We start from the raw sequence: 18,792 nt of genomic DNA on the forward strand, positions 1-18,792 counted from the left end.
CACGAGGGATATGAACCTGCTGCGCACCATCGAGTCCCCACGCGACCTGCGTCGGCTGGACCAGGATCAGCTCACCGAGCTGGCCGGGGAGATCCGTGACTTCCTCGTGGAGAAGGTCTCGGCGACCGGTGGGCACCTCGGCCCGAACCTGGGCGTCGTCGAGCTGACGATGGCGATCCACCGCGTGTTCGATTCGCCGACCGACCCTGTGCTCTTCGACACGGGTCATCAGGCGTACGTGCACAAGATCCTCACGGGCCGGCGCGACGGTTTCGACACCCTGCGTCAGGCCGGCGGCCTGTCCGGGTACCCGTGTCGCGCGGAGTCCGAGCACGACTGGGTCGAGTCCTCGCACGCTTCGGCGGCCCTGAGCTACGCCGACGGCCTGGCGAAGGCCTTCGCTCTCAAGGGCGAGCAGCGCACCGTCGTGGCCGTGGTCGGCGACGGCGCTCTGACCGGCGGTATGTGCTGGGAGGCGCTCAACAACATCGCGGCGTCGGACCGCCCCGTCGTCATCGTGGTCAACGACAACGGCCGCTCCTACGCGCCCACGATCGGCGGCCTCGCGACGCACCTGTCGGGCCTGCGCACGCAGCCGGAGTACGAGCGACTGCTCGGCGAGGCGCGGGCGCGACTGCGGAAGATGCCCGTGGTCGGCGAGCCCGCGTACTCGTTCCTGCACGGCATGAAGGCCGGCATCAAGGACATGGTGAGCCCGCAGGCGCTGTTCGCGGACCTGGGCCTCAAGTACGTCGGCCCCATCGACGGGCACGACGAGCTGGCCCTCGAGGCGGCCCTGCGCCGCGCCAAGGATTTCGGCGGCCCCGTCGTCGTGCACGCGCTCACCCGCAAGGGGAACGGCTACGAGCACGCCGAGAACCACGAGGCCGACCAGATGCACGGTATCGGCGTGATCGACCCCGCCACCGGCCTGCCGGTCGGGGGTGCCGCCGGCGCCCGCGACTGGACCTCGGTCTTCGCGGAGGAGCTGGTCGCGCACGGCGAGCGCCGCGACGACGTGGTCGCCATCACCGGCGCCATGGCGGAGCCGACGGGCGTCGCGGACTTCGGCCGCAAGTTCCCCGACCGCATGTACGACGTGGGCATCGCCGAGCAGCACGCCCTGACCTCCGCCGCCGGCCTCGCGCTGGGCGGCATGCACCCCGTGGTCGCCCTGTACGCCACGTTCCTCAACCGTGCCTTCGACCAGCTGCTCATGGACGTCGCCCTGCTCGGCCAGGGCGTCACCGTCGTCCTGGACCGCTCCGGCGTCACCGGACCGGACGGCGCGAGCCACCACGGCATGTGGGACCTCTCGCTCGCCGCGATCGTCCCCGGCCTGCGCGCCGCGGTGCCCCGCGACGCGGCCCGTCTCCGCGAGGAGTTCGCCGAGGCCCTCGCCGTCGACGATGCTCCGACCCTGATCCGCTACGGCAAGGGTGCGGTGCCCGCCGACCTGGAGGCCGTGCGCCGCCTGCCCGACGGTGCCGACGTGCTCGTCGAGGACGGCGACGGCGCCGCGGACGTGCTGATCGTGGCGGTCGGTGCCTTCGCCCACGTCGCGGTCGACGTGGCGACGCGCCTGCGCGATCAGGGCATCTCGGCGACCGTCGTCGATCCGCGGTGGGTGCTGCCGGTGCCGGGGTCGATCGTCGACCTGGCCCGTGCGCACCAGCTGGTCGTCACGCTCGAGGACAACGGCGTCGCGGGCGGTATCGGTGCGTCCGTGACCGCCGCGCTGCAGCGCGCCGAGGTCGACGTGCCGACGCGCGTCCTCGGCATCGAGCAGAGCTTCCTCGATCACGCCTCCCGCGGCGAGATCCTCACCGACCTGGGGCTCACCCCGTCGGAGATCGCCTTCCGGATCACCGGCTGGGCCACCGCGTGCGCGCACGTGACGGTGCCCGCCGAGAAGGCGCAGGCAACGCCGGAACAGGTGCGCTGACGCGGGTCCGGATCGGTCAGGCGGAGGCGAGCGCGGCCGCGACGGCGGCGACCGTCAGCCGCCGCTGCCAGTTCCGCGCGCCCGAGGCGGCGAGGGCGTCCTCGACGGCGTCGGAGCCGCGAGCCGTGCCGTCCCAACACAACTGACGGACGGCGTCGGTCGGAAGCAGGTTCTCCACCGGCACCGCCACCTCGTCGGAGATCTCGGCCAACGCGGCGCGGACCTTGGCGAGGCGCTCGGCGGCCTCGGGGTTCGACTTCGCCCACCGGTTGTTCGCGGGCACCCCGTTGCGGGGGCCGTGCAGCGGGGGGAGTGAGGCATCGGGGAGCGCGTTGGCCCGGTGGATCGCCCCGAGCCAGCGCTTCGCCGACCGTCGCATCCGCGGTCCGCCGAAGACCGGCAGCGCGGTCAGCTCGGCCTCGGTGGTGGGATTCTTCGCGGCGGCGTTGACGATCGCGGCGTCCGGGAGGGTGCGCCCCGGAGCGACGTTGCGCTGCTCGGCCATCTCGTCGCGGGCCATCCAGAGCTCCCGCGCGCGGGCCAACTGGCGCCGGTTGCGCAGCGTGCTCAACCCCGAGAGGCGACGCCACGGATCGGGCTTGGGCGCCGGGTCCGGGCGGGTGCGCTCGTACTCGAACTCCTCGAGCGCCCACTCCAGCTTCCCGGCGTCCTCGAGCCGCTCGTAGGCCTCGTCGCGCAGGTCGACCAGCACCTCGACGTCGAGCGCCGCGTAGTTGAGCCAGTCGTGCGGCAGCGGACGGGTGCTCCAGTCGGCGGCGCCGTGCCCCTTCGCCAGCGCGTAGCCGGTGTACTCGGAGGTCATCGCCGCGAGGTTCACCCGCGGCGCGCCCAGCAGGCGGCCGGCGAGCTCCGTGTCGAACAGCTCGTCGCACTCGAAGCCGTCGTCCCGCAGGCACGGCAGGTCCTGGTCGGCGGCGTGCAGCACCCACTCGACGCCGCGCATCGCCTCGATCACCGGCGCGAGGCCCTCGGGCTCGTGGATCGGGTCGAGCAGGAACAGCCCGGAGCCGGACCGCTTGATCTGGATCAGGTAGGCGCGGGAGGAGTACGTGAAGCCCGACGCCCGCTCGGTGTCGACTGCGACGGGGCCCGTCCCCCGGCGCAGTGCGGCAGCGCACTCCGCGAACTCCTCGACGGTGGTGAGGGGCTCGGGGACGCCCTCGGCGGGTTCGGTGAGCGGAATGCCGGGGACCGGTTCCGACGAGGCCTTGCCCACGGCGGCGCCTACGCCGAGCCGAGCCGGGTGATGCCGGCCGGGGGGAGCCCGGCGGCGGTCTCGAGCACCGCGCAGAAGGCCTCGACGTGGCCCGACAGGTCGTCGCCCAGCGGCGTCCACGAGGCCCGCAGCTCGAGCTGGTGGGCGCGCGGGGGGCCGGCGATGTCGCCGTAGCGCACGGACGCGGTCGCGGTGACGGTGCCGCCCAGCGCGGTCACCTCCTGGCCGCGCTCGGCGAGCGCGTCGGTCAGCCAGCTCCAGGCGACCTCGGGGAGCAGCGGATCCGACGCCAGGGACTCGTCGACCTCGGACTGCACGTACGCGACCAGCCGCATCAGGCCGTTCCACGCCTCGTGGCCGTGCGGGTCGTGGAGCAGGATCAGGCGCCCGAAGGTCTCGCCGTCGGAGTGCTCGGGCACCACATCGGTCTCGGGCGCGCGGACCTCGGCGCCGAGCGCGTAGCTGTACGGGGCGAGTCTCTGCGGGGGCCGGATGCTGCCGATCTCGATCTCGGGGCGGATCGTCGCCGTGTGCAGGGACTCGACGGCGACGCGGAACGACTCCGGCTCGGCGCCGCGCGTTCTCGCACCGCCCGCCGCTTCGTCACCCGTTCCTGGTTGGCTCACAAACCGTGACCGTAGCCGCTCGGAAGGCCTCACAGGCGGAGGCGCGCCGCGGGCCTCGGCCTGCGGGCGCGGAGGTCATGACATGATCGTTGACGATGAGTAACGAGGATCGATCGACGACGGCCGCGGCGACGGCGTACCCGCTGCTCGACGCGGCGGCGGGGCGCACTCCGGAGCACCGCCCGGTGTGGTTCATGCGGCAGGCCGGGCGCTCGCTGCCCGAGTACCGGAAGGTGCGCGAGGGGGTCGGCATGCTCGAGTCGTGCTTCCGCCCCGACCTGGTGTGCGAGATCACGCTGCAGCCGGTGCGCCGGCACCGCACCGATGCGGCGATCCTGTTCTCCGACATCGTGGTCCCGCTCAAGGCGGCCGGCATCGATCTCGACATCGTGAGCGGGATCGGCCCCGTCATCGAGCAGCCGATCCGGGACGCCGCGGCCGTCGCGGCCATGCCGAAGCTCGACGCGGCGCAGGTCGAGCCGATCGCCGAGGCCGTGCGGATGCTGCGCGGCGAGCTGCCCGCGGGCGTCGCGCTCATCGGCTTCTCGGGCGCGCCGTTCACGCTGGCCTCGTACCTCGTGGAGGGCGGGCCCAGCCGCAACCACGAGCGCACCAAGTCGCTGATGTACACCCAGCCGGAGACGTGGCACGCATTGCTCGACGCGCTCGCCGACATCGCGATCACCTTCCTGCGGGTCCAGGCCGACGCCGGCGCGCAAGCCTTCCAGCTCTTCGACTCCTGGGCCGGCGCGCTCTCGCTCGCCGACTACCGGCAGTACGTTCAGCCGCACTCCGCCCGCGTCTTCGCGGCGCTCCGCGAGAGCGCTCCGACGCTGCCCGCCTTCCACTTCGGGGTCGGCACGGGCGAGCTGCTCGGCGCCATGGGCGAGGCCGGCGCCGACGTCGTGGGCGTCGACTGGCGGGTCCCGCTCGACGTGGCCGCCGGCCGGGTCGGCCCCGGGAAGGCGTTGCAGGGCAACCTGGACCCCGCCACCCTGATGGCCGACCGCGACACCATCGACGCGCAGGTCCGGCGCGTGGTCGCCGACGCCGACGCGGCCCTCGCTGCGGGCGCCACCGGGCACGTCTTCAACCTCGGTCACGGAGTGCTCCCGTCGACCGACCCGGACGCTCTCACCCGCGTCGTGGAACTGGTGCACGCGCTATGAGCAATGTCGCCGTCGTCGGGGCGGGCATCTCGGGACTCGTCGCCGCCCTGCGCCTGCAGGAGGCGGGCGCGCGCGTCACCGTCTTCGAATCGGGCAACCGCGTGGGTGGCAAGCTGCGCTCGGAGACCATCGGCGGGGAGCGCCTCGACGTGGGCGCCGAGGCCTTCGTGCGCCGCCGCCCGGAGGTGATCGACCTCGCGACCGAGCTCGGTCTCGCCGACCAGCTCGTCGAGCCCGCCGGGCGCCGCCCGGCCCTGTTCGCCGACGGTGCCCTCCGCGGCGGCTTCGGCCGCACGGTGATGGGCATCCCGGGCGACGCCGACGAAGTGCGGATCCCGTTGCGCTGGAACCCCGGCGCCGACGCGTCGATCGGCGCGCTGGTCCGCTCCCGCCTCGGCGACGAGGTCGTCGAGCGCAGCGTCGACCCGATGGTGGCGGGCGTCTTCGCCGCCCACGCCGACGATGTCTCGGTGCGCGCCGCGCTGCCCGCGCTGGCCGCCCGCCTCGACGAGGGCGCCGCATCGCTCGGCGAGGCCGTGCGCGACGTCCTCGGCGAGCCCGACGACAGCCCCGTCTTCGGCGCCTTCCGCGGCGGTTATCAGCAGCTGCTGGATGCGCTCGCCGAGCGGCTCGGCGACCGGATCATGCTCGGCGCGCCCGTGCCCGAGGTGCGGCCCGGCTGGAGCCTGCGCGGCTCGATGTTCGACGCGGTCGTGCTCGCGGTGCCCGCGCCGCAGGTGGGTCGCCTCGTCGGGCTGAGCCTGCCGGAGCTCGGCGCGGCCGTGGGGTCGATCCCGGCGGCCAGCTCGGCGCTGGTGACGATGCGGCTGCCCGAGGACGTCGAGCTGCCGGACCTCTCCGGCGTGCTGGTGGCGAGCCGCGAGCAGGTCAGCGCCAAGGCGCTGACGCTGTCGGGCCGCAAGTGGGATCACCTCCCCGGCGGCACGGTGCGGCTGTCCTTCGGGCGGCTCGGCGTCAGCCGGATCGTCGACGACGTCGACGCGGGCCTGGTCGCCGCGGCGCGGGACGACCTCGCGAACGTGCTGGGGATCGCCGCAGAGCCGACCGCCACGCACGTGCAGCGCTGGTACGAGGGCATCCCCGTCTACCTTCCCGGCCACCGCGACACCCTCGCGGCGATCGAGGCGGCCACGCCGAAGGGACTCGCCCTCGCGGGCGCGTACTTCGACGGTGTCGGGGTGCCCGCGTGCATCGCCCGCGCGGAGGCCGCGGCCCAGCGGGTGCTGGCCGACCTGTCCTGAGTCGGTCCCGCGCGCGGGACTACGATCGACGGCATGGCCAAACTGGATTACGCGGAGCTCAATTCGACCGTCCGTTACCTCATGTTCTCGGTGTTCTCGATCTCGCCGGGGGAGTTGGGCGACGACGAGCAGCGGGCCGCGGCGGCCACCGAGGCCGAGGCCTTCCTCGCGAAGATCCAGGAGGGCGACCTGGTGGTCCGCGGCGTGTACAACATCGCCGGGATGCGCGCCGACGCCGACTTCATGATCTGGTGGCACGCCGAGAAGCTCGAGGACCTGCAGGCCGCGTACAACGACTTCCGGCGCAGCACCGCGCTGGGACGCGCGAGCGACCCGGTGTGGTCGAACACCGCGCTGCACCGTCCCGCGGAGTTCAACAAGAGCCACATCCCCGCGTTCTTGGCGGGGGAGGACCCCGGCGCGTACATCTGCGTCTACCCGTTCGTGCGCAGCCTCGAGTGGTACCTGCTGCCCGACGAGGAGCGCCGCAAAATGCTCGCCGATCACGGCCGCGCCGCGCGCGGCTACCCGGACGTGCGCGCGAACACCGTGCCCGCGTTCGCCCTCGGCGACTACGAGTGGCTGCTCGCCTTCGAGGCCCCCGAGATGCACCGCATCGTCGACCTCATGCGCGACCTGCGCGCCACGGATGCCCGCCGGCACACCCGCGAGGAGACGCCGTTCTTCTCCGGGCCGCGAACGGACGTCCGCGCGCTCCTCACCGCTCTGCCGTGACGGTGGGCCGGGCGGGGCTCACGCCTCGTCCGGCTCCAGGCGCATGGAGATCGAGTTGATGCAATAGCGGAGGTCGGTGGGGGTGTCGTAGCCCTCGCCCTCGAAGACGTGGCCGAGGTGGCTGCCGCAGTTGGCGCACAGCACCTCGACGCGCCGCATGCCGAGCGAGGTGTCCACCCGCTCGATGACCTTGTCGCCCGCGAGCGGCGAGAAGAACGACGGCCAGCCGCAGTGCGACTCGAACTTCGCGTCGGAGCGGAACAGCTCCTCGCCGCACGCGCGGCAGCGGTAGACGCCGGACGTCTTGGTGTCGGTGTACTCGCCGGTGAACGGCGCTTCGGTGCCCGCCTGCCGCAACACGCGGAACTCGGGCGCCGAGAGGCGCTGCCGCCACTCCGAATCGCTCAGCTGCAGTTTGGGCTTGGGAGTACTGGCCTCACTCATGCCTCCACGCTAACCGCGCGCGGCGGATGGTGCCAGCTCGTGCTTGCCGGGCTCCTCGTCGGGCGGGAGCGGCCGGTCGATGCCCTCGTCGAGGCGGTTCTCCGCCTTCGCGTCGAGGTAGCGGAAGAGCAGCACGCAGAACGGCACGATGATGAGCAGCGACCAGCCGAGGGTGCACTTGAGATACGCCAGCGACCGCCCGAACGCCGGCCATTTGCCGGAGAGCCAGTTGTCGTAACTGAGGAAGCCGTAGACCGCGACCCAGGACACCCAGTTGCCCATCACCGAGCTGCGGTAGACCACCGTCATCAGCATCGGGAACAGCAGCATCGAGTAGTAGCCCTGGCCCAGCGACAGCACCAGCCACGACGTCGTCAGCAGGGTGCCGGTGGAGGTCGCCAGCCACAACAGCTCGTTGCTCGTGCGGTAGTACTTCCAGAGCAGCCACAGCGTGACGGCGGCCATCACGACCACCGCGATGCGCAGGAACAGCGACAACCAGTCCGGCAGACCGAAGTACTGGGCGTTGCCCTGGATCGAGCTGTTGTAGTAGTCGCGCGCCTCGCTGAGGTAGGGGAGCGTCTTGTGGAAGAACTCCATCCGGTCCGCGGAGAGCAGCATGCCGGCGCCCATCAGCACGACGGGTATGCCGACGGCGGCGATGAGCGCTTTCCACTGCCGGTTCGCCACGATCAGCAACAGCATCACGAAGAGCAGCGGCTTCACCGCGAAGGACAGCCCGAGCGGGACGCCGGCCCACAGGTCCTTCCGCTTGAGCAGCAGCGCCATCGCGGCCACCTCGGCGAGCAGGACGAAGCAGTTGAAGTTCGTGTAGACCAGCGTGCTGGTCACGGCCTCGGTGGTCACCGCGAAGAACAGCACCACCGGCGCGACCACGGAGTTCAGGCCGTAGCCGAACATCCGCAGCAGGATGTACAGGGCGAGCAGCAGCGCGATCGCACTCAGCCCCACGAAGATGTAGCGCGCGGTCTCCGGGTCGAAGTACCCGAACGGCGCCATGAGCAGCGTGCCCGACGGCGGGTACAGGTAGTGCGGATCGACCGTGTCGTAGTTCTCGGTGTACACCGCCTCGTGGCGCAGGAAGCGCACCGCGGCCGCGTAGACCGTGGTGAAATCGTCGGTCTTGTTCCCGTTCGGGACCAGGACGATCAGCCGCTGCAGCAGCGTGAGCAGGGCGAGGGGCCACAGGATGGCCTTGACCACGAGGCCGGGATCGGACTTCATCCGGGCGAGGGCGACTGACGACACCGCTAAACCGTACCCAACGCCGACGCGGCCGCCGGGAGGCCCGCCCGCCTCACGCGCGGCGCAGGGGCGCCGATCACGCGGGACAGGCGCGCGTCGACGGGGCGTCGAGCCGGTCCAGGTACCCGATCACCGACTTCTGCACGCACGACGACCGGACCACGGCACCGTCGCCGATCCCGGCCCAGGTGACGGCCGAGGGCTGCGCGCCGACGACGGTGAGCTGCCCCGTCAGGGTGTCGAGCGCGGTGCGCGCGGTGAGCGGGTTGGCCGCGGAGGTGGCGACCACGGCCTTCACCCCGAGGTCGGTGAGCTTCGGCGGGGCCGTCATTGTCGGCCACGCCGCGCAGGTGCCGAGGTCGAGCGCGGTGGCGGCGCCGAGCCGGAACTCGGGGCCCCACTTCCGCGCGGACGCGATGATCTGGTCGGGGGAGGCCTTGGTCACGGCGTCCGAGCACCGTCCGACGAACTGGCCGTCGGTGCCGAGGGCCTCGTCGGCCGTGCGGAGCAGGGCGCGCAGCGGCCCGGCGTCGCCGGACCGGGCGCCCTGGAGCGCGGTGGCGAGGCGGGTGATGCGCGCGTCGCGGTCGCCAGGGCCGATGCCGAGGGTGACCACCACGGCCCGTCGGACATCGGAGTCGGTGAAGGAGCCCAACCGGCCCGCCGCCGCGTCGTCGATGATCCCGCGCACCGCGCCGGCCGGATCCGCGCCGAGGGCGCACGCCGGTCCGCACTGCTCAGCGAAGGCGTCGACGGTGGCGGAGGTGCCGCGTGCGGCGTCCTCGGCGCGCTGCAGCTCGGTGCCGCCGTACCGGACGGGGGAGTCGAGGATCAGGCGCGCGACCTGCTTGGGGTGCTCGGCCGCGTAGGCGAGGGCGGTGGTGGAGCCGTCGCCGACGGCGAGCAGCCCGAGCGCCGGGACGTTCCACGCGGTGCGCAGCTTCTCGAGATCCTCGGCCGCGGCGGGCGCGGTGAAGTCGGAGATCGTGTCGGCGTACGCATCGCCGCACGTCGTCGACGCCTTCTGCGCGGACTCACCGATCTCCGCCACCCGTGCCTCGAGGCTCTGGCCCGCGGTGCCGCCGGTACGGAGCACGGCCTGATCGCCGGCGGTACGGCAGGTGAGCGCCCCCGACGTCCCGATGCCGCGGCGTTCGACGGCGACCACCGGGCGGTTCGCCAGCACGGGGCTGTCGCCGGAGGCGAGGGTCGCCAGGGCGCGCTGGCCGGTGAACTCCGTCCCGCCCACCAGGACGAGCGGGGCCGCGGTGTCGGGGGTGCCGGGCACGCTGGCCCGCGTCACCGAGAGCTTGAGGGGCGCCTCGGCCTGGCCGACGCCGACGGTGAGCGTCGCGCACTCCAGGGTGGCGTTCGCCGCGGGCGGGGTGCCGTACCGGGTGGCGATCCGGCTCGTGCAGTCCTGCCAGGCGAGCGGATCCTTCGCGGAGGCCTTCCACTCCGGGCCCTGGGGCGTGGTGTTCGCCGAGGCCGACGGTGCGCCGCCGCCCTTCCCGAAGTCGGTGACGTAGTCCGGGGTGGGCGCCGGGACCGGGGCGCAGGCGGACACGGCGACGATCGCGCCGACGGCGATCCCGGCGGCGGCGAGGGCTCGGGTGCGCGCGGAGGGCATGCCGTTCACAGTAACCAGATCACGGGGCGCGGGCCGTCAGCGCGCCCACCGCGTGTAGAGGAAGCCCTCGTCGTCGCCGAGGACCGGGCCGCGTTGCCAGTGGCCGAGCGGCAGGTCGGGTCCACGGACGATCCGCGCGCCGTCGCCGCCTACGAGCACGGGTGCGACGGTCAGGCACAGCTCGTCGACGAGGCCCGCGGCGAGAAGCGCGCCCAGGACGCCCGGACCGCCCTCCGCGAGGATCCGGCGGTGGCCGCGGGCGTACAGATCATTGAGCACCGAGCACAGGTCGACGGATCGGCCGTGCCCCGCGTAGACGATCGGTGCCGCGCCGCCCGCCGGGTACAGGCGCTCGGTGCGCGGGATGCTCCCGCGCGTCACGATGGCCAGCGCGGGGTGCGCGGGTGTGCCGTAGTCCTCGTCGCGCACCGTCGCCGCGCCCACGAGGACCACGTCGGCGGCGGCGCGGAGGGCCCCGAACACCCGACGGTCGCCGTCCCCGCCCAGGCCGCCCGACCTGCCCGCCGCGGTGGACGACCCGTCGAGCGAGCTGATCATGTTGGCGCGCACGTACGGTCGGCCCTCCGCGAGCGGGTGCGCGTAGGCCAGGGCGAGGGCGGCGTCGTCCGCGGGCAGTGAGTCGATCACGTCACGACCGTAGCGCGGGATTTTTCGACCGCGACGACCAGCGGATATGATCACGACTCATGACGCTGCATCTCGTGGATCGCAACCCGACGGTGACGCCGGAGCAGATGGTGGAGCAGCTCGTTCCGCCGGAGATGTTCAGCGAGGTCAGCTTCGACAGCTACATCCCGGACCCGAACGAGCCCACCCAGGCCGCCGCGGTCCAGACGGGCCGGGCCTTCGTCGCGGACGTGGTCAAGCTCTCCAAGCAGCGGAACAAGAAGGGCCTGTTCGGGCGCAAGAGCACGCCGCCGCACGGCGTGGGCCTCTATCTCGACGGCGGGTTCGGCGTCGGCAAGACCCACCTCCTGGCGTCGATCTTCCACAGCGTCCCGTCGCCGAAGTCCTTCGGCACCTTCGTCGAGTACACCCACCTGGTCGGCGCGCTCGGCTTCAACCAGTGCGTCGAGTACTTGGCGAACCACAGCGTCATCTGCATCGACGAGTTCGAGCTCGACGATCCGGGCGACACGATGGTGATGTCGCGGCTGCTGACCGAGCTGGCCGCGCGCGGCGTGTCGATCGTCGCCACGTCGAACACCCTGCCGGGGCAGCTGGGCGAGGGCCGGTTCGCCGCGCAGGACTTCCTCCGCGAGATCAACAAGCTCAGCTCGGTGTTCCAGTCGGTGCGTGTCGACGGTCCCGACTACCGGCACCGCGACCTGCCGCCCGCGCCCGACCCGCTCACCGACGAGGAGCTCGTCGCGGTCGCCGAGGCCGATCCGACCGCCACGCTCGACGACTTCGACGCGCTGTCGGACCACCTGTCCAAGCTGCACCCGTCGCGGTACAAGCAGCTGGTGGAGGGGATCTCCAAGGTCTGCATCCGCGGGGTGCATCCGGCCGACAACCAGACCGTCGCGCTGCGCATCGTGGTGCTCGCGGACCGGCTCTACGACGCCGGGATCCCGGTGCTCGTCTCGGGCGCGAAGCTCGACGAGATCTTCACCCCGGAGATGCTCGCCGGCGGTTACCGGAAGAAGTACCTGCGCGCGACGTCGCGCCTGCTCGCGCTGTCGCGCTTCGCCTCCGCCGACGCGCGATAGCCCCAAGCAGACGGGCTCCAGCCCGAAGCGACGGGCTATAGCCCCGAACACACCAACACCCGCCCGGTGATGTGTGGGCCGGGCGGGTGCATGGGTGAGGGTGTCGGAGTGTGAGACGCGTCTCACTTCGCTGACAACAGTCACTGTACGGGAACGCTTTGCTGCGGGGAAGAAGGTTCGCGCATTCCGACGGGCGGAACTGTGACTCCGCAACGTGCGCGAGTGGTTCAGCGCGTGAACCGGGCGATCGCGTCCGTCGCCTCCTTGAGCTTGGCCGCGGTCTCCGCCTCGTCGCCCGAGCGGGCCGCGTCGACGACGCAGTGGCTCATGTGGTCCTCCAGGAGGCCGAGCCCGACGGCCTGGAGCGCCTTGGTCATGGCGGAGACCTGCGTGAGGATGTCGATGCAGTACTTCTCCTCCTCGACCATCCGTTGCAGGCCCCGGGCCTGTCCCTCGATGCGGCGCAGCCGCTTGAGGTACTCGTCCTTGTCGGACATGTAGCCGTGGTGCGCGTGGCCGGCGTCGGTGGTCATGGGGATCAGTATCCCTTCTGGGGTCGGAAACTCCGCAGCCGCAGGCTGTTGCTGACCACGAAGACGGAGGACAGGGCCATTGCGGCGCCGGCGAGCATGGGGTTGAGCAGCCCGGCCGCGGCCAGGGGGAGCGCCGCCACGTTGTAGGCGAAGGCCCAGAACAGGTTGGCCTTGATCGTGCTCAGCGTGCGGCGCGAGAGCCGGATCGCGTCGACGACGGTGCTCAGGTCGCCGCTGACCAGGGTGAGGTCGGCCGCCTCGATCGCGGCGTCGGTGCCCGTGCCCATGGCGATGCCCAGGTCGGCGGTCGCGAGGGCCGCCGCGTCGTTGACGCCGTCGCCGACCATCGCCACGGCCCGGCCCTGCGCCTGGAGCCGACGCACCGCGTCCACCTTCTGCGCCGGCAGCACGTCGGCGATCACCTCGTCGACCCCGACCTGCGCCGCGACGAACCGCGCCGCGGGCTCGTTGTCGCCCGTGAGCATGATCGGGCGCAGCCCCAGGCCGCGGAGCCGCGCGATCGCCTCGCGGGACGTGGCCTTGACCTCGTCGGAGACCACGAGCACGCCGCGGGCGGCCCCGTCCCAGCCGACCGCGATCGGGGTCTGCCCCCGGAGCTGGGCCTCGTCGAACGCGGCGCGCAGGTCGTCGGGCAGGGGCATCGCTGCCTCGTCGAGCAGGCTCGGTCGCCCGACGGTGACGGCGCGCCCGCCGACGACCCCGCGCACGCCGAGCCCGGGCACGGCGACGAAGTCGTCCACGGCGCCGACGGGTGCGGGGGCGGCCCCGACGACGGCGCGGGCGATCGGGTGTTCGGAGGCCGCCTCGAGCGCGGCGGCGACGGCGAGCACGTCGTCGTCGGTCTCGCCGGGGGAGACGTGCACGGCCTGCAGGGTCATGACGCCGGTGGTGACGGTCCCGGTCTTGTCGAGCACGACGGTATCGACGGCGTGGGTGTGCTCCAGCGCCTCGGGGCCCTTGATGAGGATCCCGAGCTGGGCGCCGCGGCCCGTGCCGACGAGCAGGGCCGTCGGAGTGGCCAGGCCGAGGGCGCAGGGACAGGCGATGATGAGCACCGAGACGGCGGCCGTGAGTGCCATCGACGCGGGCTGTCCGGTGCCGAGCCAGAAGCCCAGGGAGCCGACGGCTATCGCGAGGACGATCGGCACGAAGACACCGGAGATCCGGTCGGCGAGCCGCTGCGCCTTCGCCTTCCCCGCCTGCGCGTCCTCCACGAGGCGGCCCATCTGCGCGAGCTGGGTATCGGCGCCGACGCGGGTGGCGCGCACCACGAGGCGGCCACCGGCGTTGACCGTCGCGCCGGTCACCGGATCGCCCGCGCGCACCTCGACGGGCGTCGCCTCACCCGTGAGCATCGAGGCGTCGACGGCGGACCGGCCGGCGGCGACGACCCCGTCGGTCGCGACCTTCTCGCCCGGCCGCACGACGAACTCGTCGCCCACCGCGAGCGCGCCGATGGGGACGAGAGTCTCGACGCCGTCCCGGAGCACCGTCGCGTCCTTGGCGCCGAGCTCGAGCAGGGCGCGCAGCGCCGCCCCGGCCTGCCGCTTGCTCCTCGCCTCGAAGTACCGCCCGGCCAGGATGAACGTGGTGACGCCGGCTGCCGCCTCCAGGTAGATGTTCGCGGTGCCGTCCATCCGCTCGATGGTGAACGTGAAGGGGTGCGTCATGCCGGTGACGCCGGCGGCGCCCCAGAACAGCGCGTAGACCGACCACCCGAACGCGGCCAGGACGCCGATCGACACGAGGGTGTCCATGGTGGCGGCGCCGTGCTTGAGGTTGGCCCACGCGGCCCGGTGGAAGGGGAGCGCGCCCCACACGACGACCGGTGAGGCCAATGTCAGCGAGAGCCACTGCCAGTAGTCGAACTGCAGCGCGGGGATCATCGCCATGGCGATCACGGGGACGGTGAGCGCGGCGCTGATCAGCAGGCGGCGGCGCAGTGCGTCGGTGGGCTCATGGGTGCGTCCGGCGGGCTCGTCCTCGGCGTCGCCGCCCGGCGGCGCGGGAACGTGCGCGGCGTACCCCGCCTGCTCGACGGTGTCGATGAGGACGGCGGCATCGGTGCCCGCCGGGGCGATGACGTGCGCCTTCTCCGTGGCGAAGTTGACCGTGGCGGTGACCCCGTCGAGCTTGTTCAGCTTGCGCTCGATGCGGTTCGCGCACGACGCGCAGGTCATGCCCTCGATCGCGAGGTCGACCGCGGTCTCGGACGACCGGGCCTCAGTGGCCACCGTGACCTCCCTCCGCCGTCGACGGTGCGCCGGCGTGCGGCCCGGGTCCCTCGGCCGACGGCCCGACGGCGGCTCCCACGGCGAACGCGGCGCCGAAGACGACGGCCAGGCCCGCCGCGAACGCGCCTATCGTCACCAGGGGATTCATCGCCTCGCCCGCCTTTCGCATCGGTACACCCTACTATACCCCCCTAGGGTACGAGCGACGTGGTCGCGCGGACGCTCGCGATGTAATGGTTGAAACGTCGAATGAGCCGGTCGCACGCTGAACGGCATGAACGAGAACGAGACGCGGATCCACGCCTGGGAGACCGAATCCCACCACCCGACCAGCGAGGGGGTCGTGATGTACCAGCGCTGCGCCTGCGGCGCGTGGCGGATCAAACTCGTCGGTCGAACCGCCGAGGTGCCCGTGTCGCAGCCCGAGATCACCGCCCGAGCGGGATGATCGACGCGTGCAGTTCGACCACGACAACATGACCGGAGTACGGCTCTCCGTCGACCTGGTGAATCTTCGGGCCGACGGCGAGTGGACCCAGGACGCTGTCGCCGCAGTGCTGCGCGACCACGAGATCCGCCGGATCGAGCTGGACGACGACGCGGTGAGCGGTCTCCATGACTGGGCCGAGCTGCTGCGCCCGCCCTTCCTCACGACGAACATCGAGGACCGGTGCGCCGCGGTGAACCGGCTCCTCGCGGACGGGACCGCCGGGATCTACCTCACGGCCCACGACGACTGGCGGCCGCACCTGCACTTCACCCCGGAGACCGAGTCCCTGCTGAGCCGGGTCAAGGCGGTCACCGCGGGCGGGCTCGCCGTCTTCACCACCGAGGCCGAGGGGGCGCGGCTGGGCGCCTGCGCCCGCGAGGGCTGCCCGAAGGTGTTCGCCGACACCAGCCGTGGCGGTCGGCAGTCGTACTGCTCGCCGCGCTGCGCCAACACCGACGCGGTGCGCCGGCATCGTCGGGCCTGACCGAATCCCGGACCCGGCACTAGATCGGGGAGATCGACCGCCGCTTCTGCGGCACCCGGGGCGGCCGGCGGCGCACGCGCCCCAGCGCCTCCGCGAGCATCGGCCGCGTGGCCGACGGGAGCACCACGTCGTCGATGCCGAAGCCGTCGGCCGCGAGCAGCGGGTCGACGTTCGCCTGGAACAGGGTGATGAGGTCGCCGCGCGCCTTCGCCGGGTCCGGCGCCGCCTCGTACTGCGAGCGGAAGGCGAGGTCGACGGCGCTCTCGATGGGGATCGCGCAGATCTCCGCGGTGGGCCAGGCGAGCGAGAGATCGGCCTCGATGCTGCGCCCGCCGCCCATCGCGATGTACGCGGCGCCGTAGGCCTTGCGGGTCACGATCACGAAGCGCGGCACCGTCGCCGCGGCCAGCTCGTAGCCGAGCCGTGCGCTGCGCCGCACCAGGTTCGTCTCCTCGGCGCCCGCGCCGACGAGGAAGCCGGGCAGGTCGATCAGGATCAGCAGCGGCAGCCCGAAGGTGTCGCAGACCGCGATGAAGTGCGCCGCCTTCTCGCAGGCGTTGGCGTCGAGCGCGCCCGCGTGGAAGCGCGGCTGGTTCGCGACCACGCCCACCGGGCGGCCGTCGATCCGCGCGAAGGCGGTCACGATGTTCGGGGCGTGCAGCCGCTTGAGCTCGAAGACGGTGTCGATGTCGGCGAGCGCCTCGATCACGTCCACCACGTCGTAGGCCTGGCGCATCGATGACGGGACCAGCGTGTCCAGTCCGTCGGCCGTGTCGCCGGGCTCGTACGGGCCGGGCGCGACCAGTGGCTCGTCGGCCGCGGACGCGGGGAGGTAGCTGAGGAAGGCGCGGATCGCGTCGACCGACTCCTGTTCGGTGTCGGTGACCACGTCGACGACGCCGCGCTCGGCCTGCAGATCGGCGCCGCCGATCTCGTCGTTGGAGAGGTTCTCTCCCGTCGCCGCCTGCACGAGCGGCGCCGAGGAGATGCCGATGGTGCCCATGCCCCGGACGATCGTGACGAAGTCGCAGCACGCCGAGATGTTCGCCGGCGCACCGAATCCGGGGCCCATCATCGCTGCCACCAGCGGCACGTGGCCGGACAGGTCGGCCAGGCGCAGCAGCAGCCGCGATCCCGGGGCGGCGAGGCGGGAGTCCAGCGCCTCCTGCATCCGGTGGCCGCCGCCGTCCATGAGCATGATCAGCGGGATCCCGTCGAGCAGCGCGCGCTCGGCGCAGCGGTCGAGCTTCGCCATGCCGGTGGCGCCGTTGCTACCGCCGAGCACGGTGAAGTCGAACGCCGCGATCGCCGCCGGCCGGCCGTCGATGTACCCGACGCCGGTCACGACGCCGTCGCCCGGCGCGACGAGGGGAGCGGCGCCCTGTTGCGCGGGGCCAGGGCCGGCCAGCGCGCCGAACTCGTGGAATCCGCCGTTCGCGAGCAGTGCCACCCGCTCGCGGGCGGTCATCTTGCCGCGGGCGTGCTGCTTGGCGACCTTCTCGGCGCGTGCCTCGTCGGAGACCGCCCGGTAGGCGGCGCGAACGCGGTCGTTCAGGGCCTGTTCCGGCGTGGGTTCACTCACAGTCGGAAGCTAGCAGGTGACCACGGCACGGTGGACAGCTGGCCGTGTTCCGTCCATTCCCGCCGGTCCGGGAGTCGCGATCGTCAACCCGGCAGGGAGTCCCCGGGGAAGCTCATGCACGGGTACACCTCGCTGAGCATCATCTCCGCCCGCACGCACGGGTCCTCGGCGATGATCTCCTCGGCCCGCTCGGTGGGCACGGTCATGACCGCCATGCCGGCCATGGCGTCGTCGAGGATCGGGCAGAGGATCGCGATCACGCCGTCGGCACGCAGCGACACCATGCGCCGCTGGTGTTCGAGCTCGATCGCGCCGGCCCCGGCCTGATCGCGCCGCAAACCCCAGCGGAGGATCAGCAGGCTGAACGGCTGCGCGGTCCTCACCAGGTCCTGAATCTGTTCGTCCGTCACCGTCGTGCCCACGGGCCGCTCCTGCGCTGGTCGGATTCCCCCGCCCTCACGCTACTGCGCGCGCCGCGCGCGACTCGTCCCTTTCCAACACGCGATGCGTCAGATGCTGCTGGCCGTAGGTCCACAGGTTGTTGGACACCCAGTACAGCAGGATCGCGACCGGCAGCACCGGCCCGGCGACGATGCTGCCCACCGGCATCACCCACAGCATGAGCTTGCGCATGACGTCGGCCTGCAGCGCGTTCCCCGGATCGGTGATCTGGTGGCTCAGTGAGAAGCGCGCGTTGACGTGCGTCGCGAGGCACGCGATGAGCATCAGCGGGATCGCGACGGCCGCGATCGAGGCGATGCTCGGCACGCCGCCGAACTGCGCGAACGAGGCGAGCACGGTGTCGGAACTCGACATGGACACCGAGATGGGCGCCCCGAACAGGCGGGCGCTGAGGAACGACTGGACGTCGTGCGCGGAGAAGAGGTAGTTCGCGGTGGTCGCGTTCTGCTCCGGCGTGAGACCGAGCTGGCCGAGCCCGGTTCCGGTGCGGTTGAACGAGCGAAGCACGTGGTACAGGCCGAAGAAGACGGGGATCTGCACGAGCGCGGGTAGGCAGCCGAGCAGGGGGCGTACGCCGTGCTCGCGCTGGAGCTTCTGCGTCTCCAGGGCCAGTTTCTGGTTGTCCTTCCCGTGTTTGCGGCGCAGCGCATCGAGCTGCGGGCGCAGCTTCTGCAGGCGGCGCCCGGTCCGCGCGGAGACGATGCCGGGCCACAGCAGCAGCGCGCGGACGGTGAAGACCAGGAAGATCACGGACAGGGCCCAGGCGACGCCGTTGTCGGCGCCGAGGACCGCGCCGAAGACGCGGTGCCAGGCCCAGAGGACGGCGGAGATCGGGTAGTAGACGACATCGAGCATGACGGAGGCACCTCACAGGCAGGGGCGCGCGCGAGGGACCGCGACGCGCAGGGGAAGGGTCTGCGTGTGCGGCGTGTGCCGGGA

The 18,792-nt window shown here is 72.3% G+C and carries 19 protein-coding genes; 7 read left to right on the plus strand and 12 right to left on the minus strand.

All coding sequences use genetic code 11. From position 1 onward, the window contains the following. The first annotated feature begins 10 nt into the window (after positions 1 to 10). Positions 11 to 1,945 (plus strand): 1-deoxy-D-xylulose-5-phosphate synthase, encoded by a 1,935-nt coding sequence (gene dxs / locus ACLQ3K_RS17905; protein ID WP_224645704.1) that lies wholly within the window; start codon positions 11 to 13, stop codon positions 1,943 to 1,945. Positions 1,946 to 1,961: 16 nt separating this feature from the next. Here dxs and ACLQ3K_RS17910 read toward each other — a convergent pair whose 3' ends face one another. Both ACLQ3K_RS17910 and ACLQ3K_RS17915 read right to left on the minus strand, forming a co-directional pair. Next, complete coding sequence (locus ACLQ3K_RS17910) at positions 1,962 to 3,182, minus strand: HRDC domain-containing protein (RefSeq protein ID WP_336670460.1); 1,221 nt, start codon at positions 3,180 to 3,182, stop codon at positions 1,962 to 1,964. Between the two features lie 8 nt (positions 3,183 to 3,190). Continuing rightward, positions 3,191 to 3,808: a DUF3000 domain-containing protein gene (locus tag ACLQ3K_RS17915; protein ID WP_426000981.1), complete on the minus strand. Its 618-nt coding sequence runs from the start codon at positions 3,806 to 3,808 to the stop codon at positions 3,191 to 3,193. A 95-nt stretch (positions 3,809 to 3,903) separates the two neighbouring features. On the opposite strand from ACLQ3K_RS17915, the gene hemE reads away from it, so the two are divergent. From hemE to hemQ, 3 genes are read left to right on the plus strand one after another with little or no spacing between them, the layout of a single operon-like run. Next, positions 3,904 to 4,977, plus strand: coding sequence for a uroporphyrinogen decarboxylase (hemE, locus tag ACLQ3K_RS17920; protein WP_224645701.1), 1,074 nt, complete (start codon positions 3,904 to 3,906; stop codon positions 4,975 to 4,977). Then, a complete protein-coding gene (gene hemG / locus ACLQ3K_RS17925; RefSeq protein WP_336670457.1) occupies positions 4,974 to 6,239 on the plus strand; it encodes a protoporphyrinogen oxidase in 1,266 nt (421 codons plus the stop codon). Before hemE ends, hemG begins: the two co-directional genes overlap by 4 nt. Positions 6,240 to 6,272: 33 nt before the next feature. Then, complete coding sequence (gene hemQ / locus ACLQ3K_RS17930) at positions 6,273 to 6,974, plus strand: hydrogen peroxide-dependent heme synthase (RefSeq protein ID WP_336670456.1); 702 nt, start codon at positions 6,273 to 6,275, stop codon at positions 6,972 to 6,974. Positions 6,975 to 6,992: 18 nt separating this feature from the next. Here the strand turns inward: hemQ and msrB are convergent, their stop codons facing one another. The 4 genes from msrB to ACLQ3K_RS17950 form a co-directional block, all read right to left on the minus strand. Continuing rightward, a complete protein-coding gene (gene msrB, locus ACLQ3K_RS17935) occupies positions 6,993 to 7,418 on the minus strand; it encodes a peptide-methionine (R)-S-oxide reductase MsrB (protein ID WP_426000982.1) in 426 nt (141 codons plus the stop codon). A 9-nt stretch (positions 7,419 to 7,427) separates the two neighbouring features. Further along, positions 7,428 to 8,687, minus strand: a complete 1,260-nt coding sequence (locus ACLQ3K_RS17940; RefSeq protein WP_426000983.1) for a glycosyltransferase family 87 protein — start codon at positions 8,685 to 8,687, stop codon at positions 7,428 to 7,430. Positions 8,688 to 8,760: 73 nt separating this feature from the next. Next, complete coding sequence (locus ACLQ3K_RS17945) at positions 8,761 to 10,314, minus strand: alpha/beta fold hydrolase (RefSeq protein WP_426000984.1); 1,554 nt, start codon at positions 10,312 to 10,314, stop codon at positions 8,761 to 8,763. Positions 10,315 to 10,350: 36 nt separating this feature from the next. After that, a complete protein-coding gene (locus tag ACLQ3K_RS17950; protein WP_426000985.1) occupies positions 10,351 to 10,962 on the minus strand; it encodes a dihydrofolate reductase family protein in 612 nt (203 codons plus the stop codon). 59 nt (positions 10,963 to 11,021) lie between these two features. Between ACLQ3K_RS17950 and zapE the strand changes: the two genes are divergently transcribed. Next, entirely contained in the window at positions 11,022 to 12,047 is a 1,026-nt protein-coding gene (zapE, locus tag ACLQ3K_RS17955; RefSeq protein WP_224645694.1) for a cell division protein ZapE, read from the plus strand. A 227-nt stretch (positions 12,048 to 12,274) separates the two neighbouring features. Here the strand turns inward: zapE and ACLQ3K_RS17960 are convergent, their stop codons facing one another. From ACLQ3K_RS17960 to ACLQ3K_RS17970, 3 genes are read right to left on the minus strand one after another with little or no spacing between them, the layout of a single operon-like run. Continuing rightward, entirely contained in the window at positions 12,275 to 12,580 is a 306-nt protein-coding gene (locus ACLQ3K_RS17960) for a metal-sensitive transcriptional regulator (RefSeq protein WP_304941267.1), read from the minus strand. A 5-nt stretch (positions 12,581 to 12,585) separates the two neighbouring features. Continuing rightward, the gene (locus tag ACLQ3K_RS17965) at positions 12,586 to 14,835 is read right to left on the minus strand and encodes a heavy metal translocating P-type ATPase (protein ID WP_426000986.1); all 2,250 of its coding nucleotides are present in this window, start codon (positions 14,833 to 14,835) and stop codon (positions 12,586 to 12,588) included. Then, the gene (locus tag ACLQ3K_RS17970) at positions 14,825 to 15,004 is read right to left on the minus strand and encodes a hypothetical protein (protein ID WP_336670450.1); all 180 of its coding nucleotides are present in this window, start codon (positions 15,002 to 15,004) and stop codon (positions 14,825 to 14,827) included. Before ACLQ3K_RS17970 ends, ACLQ3K_RS17965 begins: the two co-directional genes overlap by 11 nt. A gap of 105 nt (positions 15,005 to 15,109) precedes the next feature. Here ACLQ3K_RS17970 and ACLQ3K_RS17975 point away from each other — a divergent pair, with 105 nt between their 5' ends. Then, the gene (locus tag ACLQ3K_RS17975) at positions 15,110 to 15,283 is read left to right on the plus strand and encodes a hypothetical protein (RefSeq protein WP_336670449.1); all 174 of its coding nucleotides are present in this window, start codon (positions 15,110 to 15,112) and stop codon (positions 15,281 to 15,283) included. Between the two features lie 7 nt (positions 15,284 to 15,290). Continuing rightward, entirely contained in the window at positions 15,291 to 15,809 is a 519-nt protein-coding gene (locus ACLQ3K_RS17980) for a CGNR zinc finger domain-containing protein (protein ID WP_336670448.1), read from the plus strand. A 19-nt stretch (positions 15,810 to 15,828) separates the two neighbouring features. Here the strand turns inward: ACLQ3K_RS17980 and ACLQ3K_RS17985 are convergent, their stop codons facing one another. From ACLQ3K_RS17985 to yidC, 3 genes are all read right to left on the minus strand, one after another. Next, positions 15,829 to 17,391, minus strand: coding sequence for an acyl-CoA carboxylase subunit beta (locus tag ACLQ3K_RS17985; protein WP_336670447.1), 1,563 nt, complete (start codon positions 17,389 to 17,391; stop codon positions 15,829 to 15,831). Positions 17,392 to 17,474: 83 nt separating this feature from the next. Then, on the minus strand, positions 17,475 to 17,813 hold the full coding sequence (locus ACLQ3K_RS17990; protein WP_336670446.1) for a hypothetical protein: 339 nt from the start codon (positions 17,811 to 17,813) through the stop codon (positions 17,475 to 17,477). A 34-nt stretch (positions 17,814 to 17,847) separates the two neighbouring features. After that, positions 17,848 to 18,708 carry a membrane protein insertase YidC gene (gene yidC, locus ACLQ3K_RS17995; protein ID WP_336670445.1) on the minus strand — a complete coding sequence of 287 codons (861 nt, stop codon included), beginning with the start codon at positions 18,706 to 18,708 and terminating at the stop codon, positions 17,848 to 17,850. Between the last annotated feature and the right edge of the window lie 84 nt (positions 18,709 to 18,792).

Source organism: Tsukamurella sp. DT100, from assembly GCF_049844855.1.
Classification (GTDB): Bacteria; Actinomycetota; Actinomycetes; order Mycobacteriales; family Mycobacteriaceae; genus Tsukamurella.

Bases quoted from the DNA above. Each gene is read 5' to 3' on its own strand.
- dxs (WP_224645704.1), top strand. From the start codon at position 11: ATGAACCTGCTGCGCACCATCGAGTCCCCACGCGACCTGCGTCGGCTG.
- hemE (WP_224645701.1), top strand. From the start codon at position 3,904: ATGAGTAACGAGGATCGATCGACGACGGCCGCGGCGACGGCGTACCCG.
- hemG (WP_336670457.1), top strand. From the start codon at position 4,974: ATGAGCAATGTCGCCGTCGTCGGGGCGGGCATCTCGGGACTCGTCGCC.
- hemQ (WP_336670456.1), top strand. From the start codon at position 6,273: ATGGCCAAACTGGATTACGCGGAGCTCAATTCGACCGTCCGTTACCTC.
- msrB (WP_426000982.1), bottom strand. From the start codon at position 7,418: ATGAGTGAGGCCAGTACTCCCAAGCCCAAACTGCAGCTGAGCGATTCG.
- ACLQ3K_RS17945 (WP_426000984.1), bottom strand. From the start codon at position 10,314: ATGCCCTCCGCGCGCACCCGAGCCCTCGCCGCCGCCGGGATCGCCGTC.
- zapE (WP_224645694.1), top strand. From the start codon at position 11,022: ATGACGCTGCATCTCGTGGATCGCAACCCGACGGTGACGCCGGAGCAG.
- ACLQ3K_RS17960 (WP_304941267.1), bottom strand. From the start codon at position 12,580: ATGACCACCGACGCCGGCCACGCGCACCACGGCTACATGTCCGACAAG.
- ACLQ3K_RS17970 (WP_336670450.1), bottom strand. From the start codon at position 15,004: ATGCGAAAGGCGGGCGAGGCGATGAATCCCCTGGTGACGATAGGCGCG.
- ACLQ3K_RS17975 (WP_336670449.1), top strand. From the start codon at position 15,110: ATGAACGAGAACGAGACGCGGATCCACGCCTGGGAGACCGAATCCCAC.
- yidC (WP_336670445.1), bottom strand. From the start codon at position 18,708: ATGCTCGATGTCGTCTACTACCCGATCTCCGCCGTCCTCTGGGCCTGG.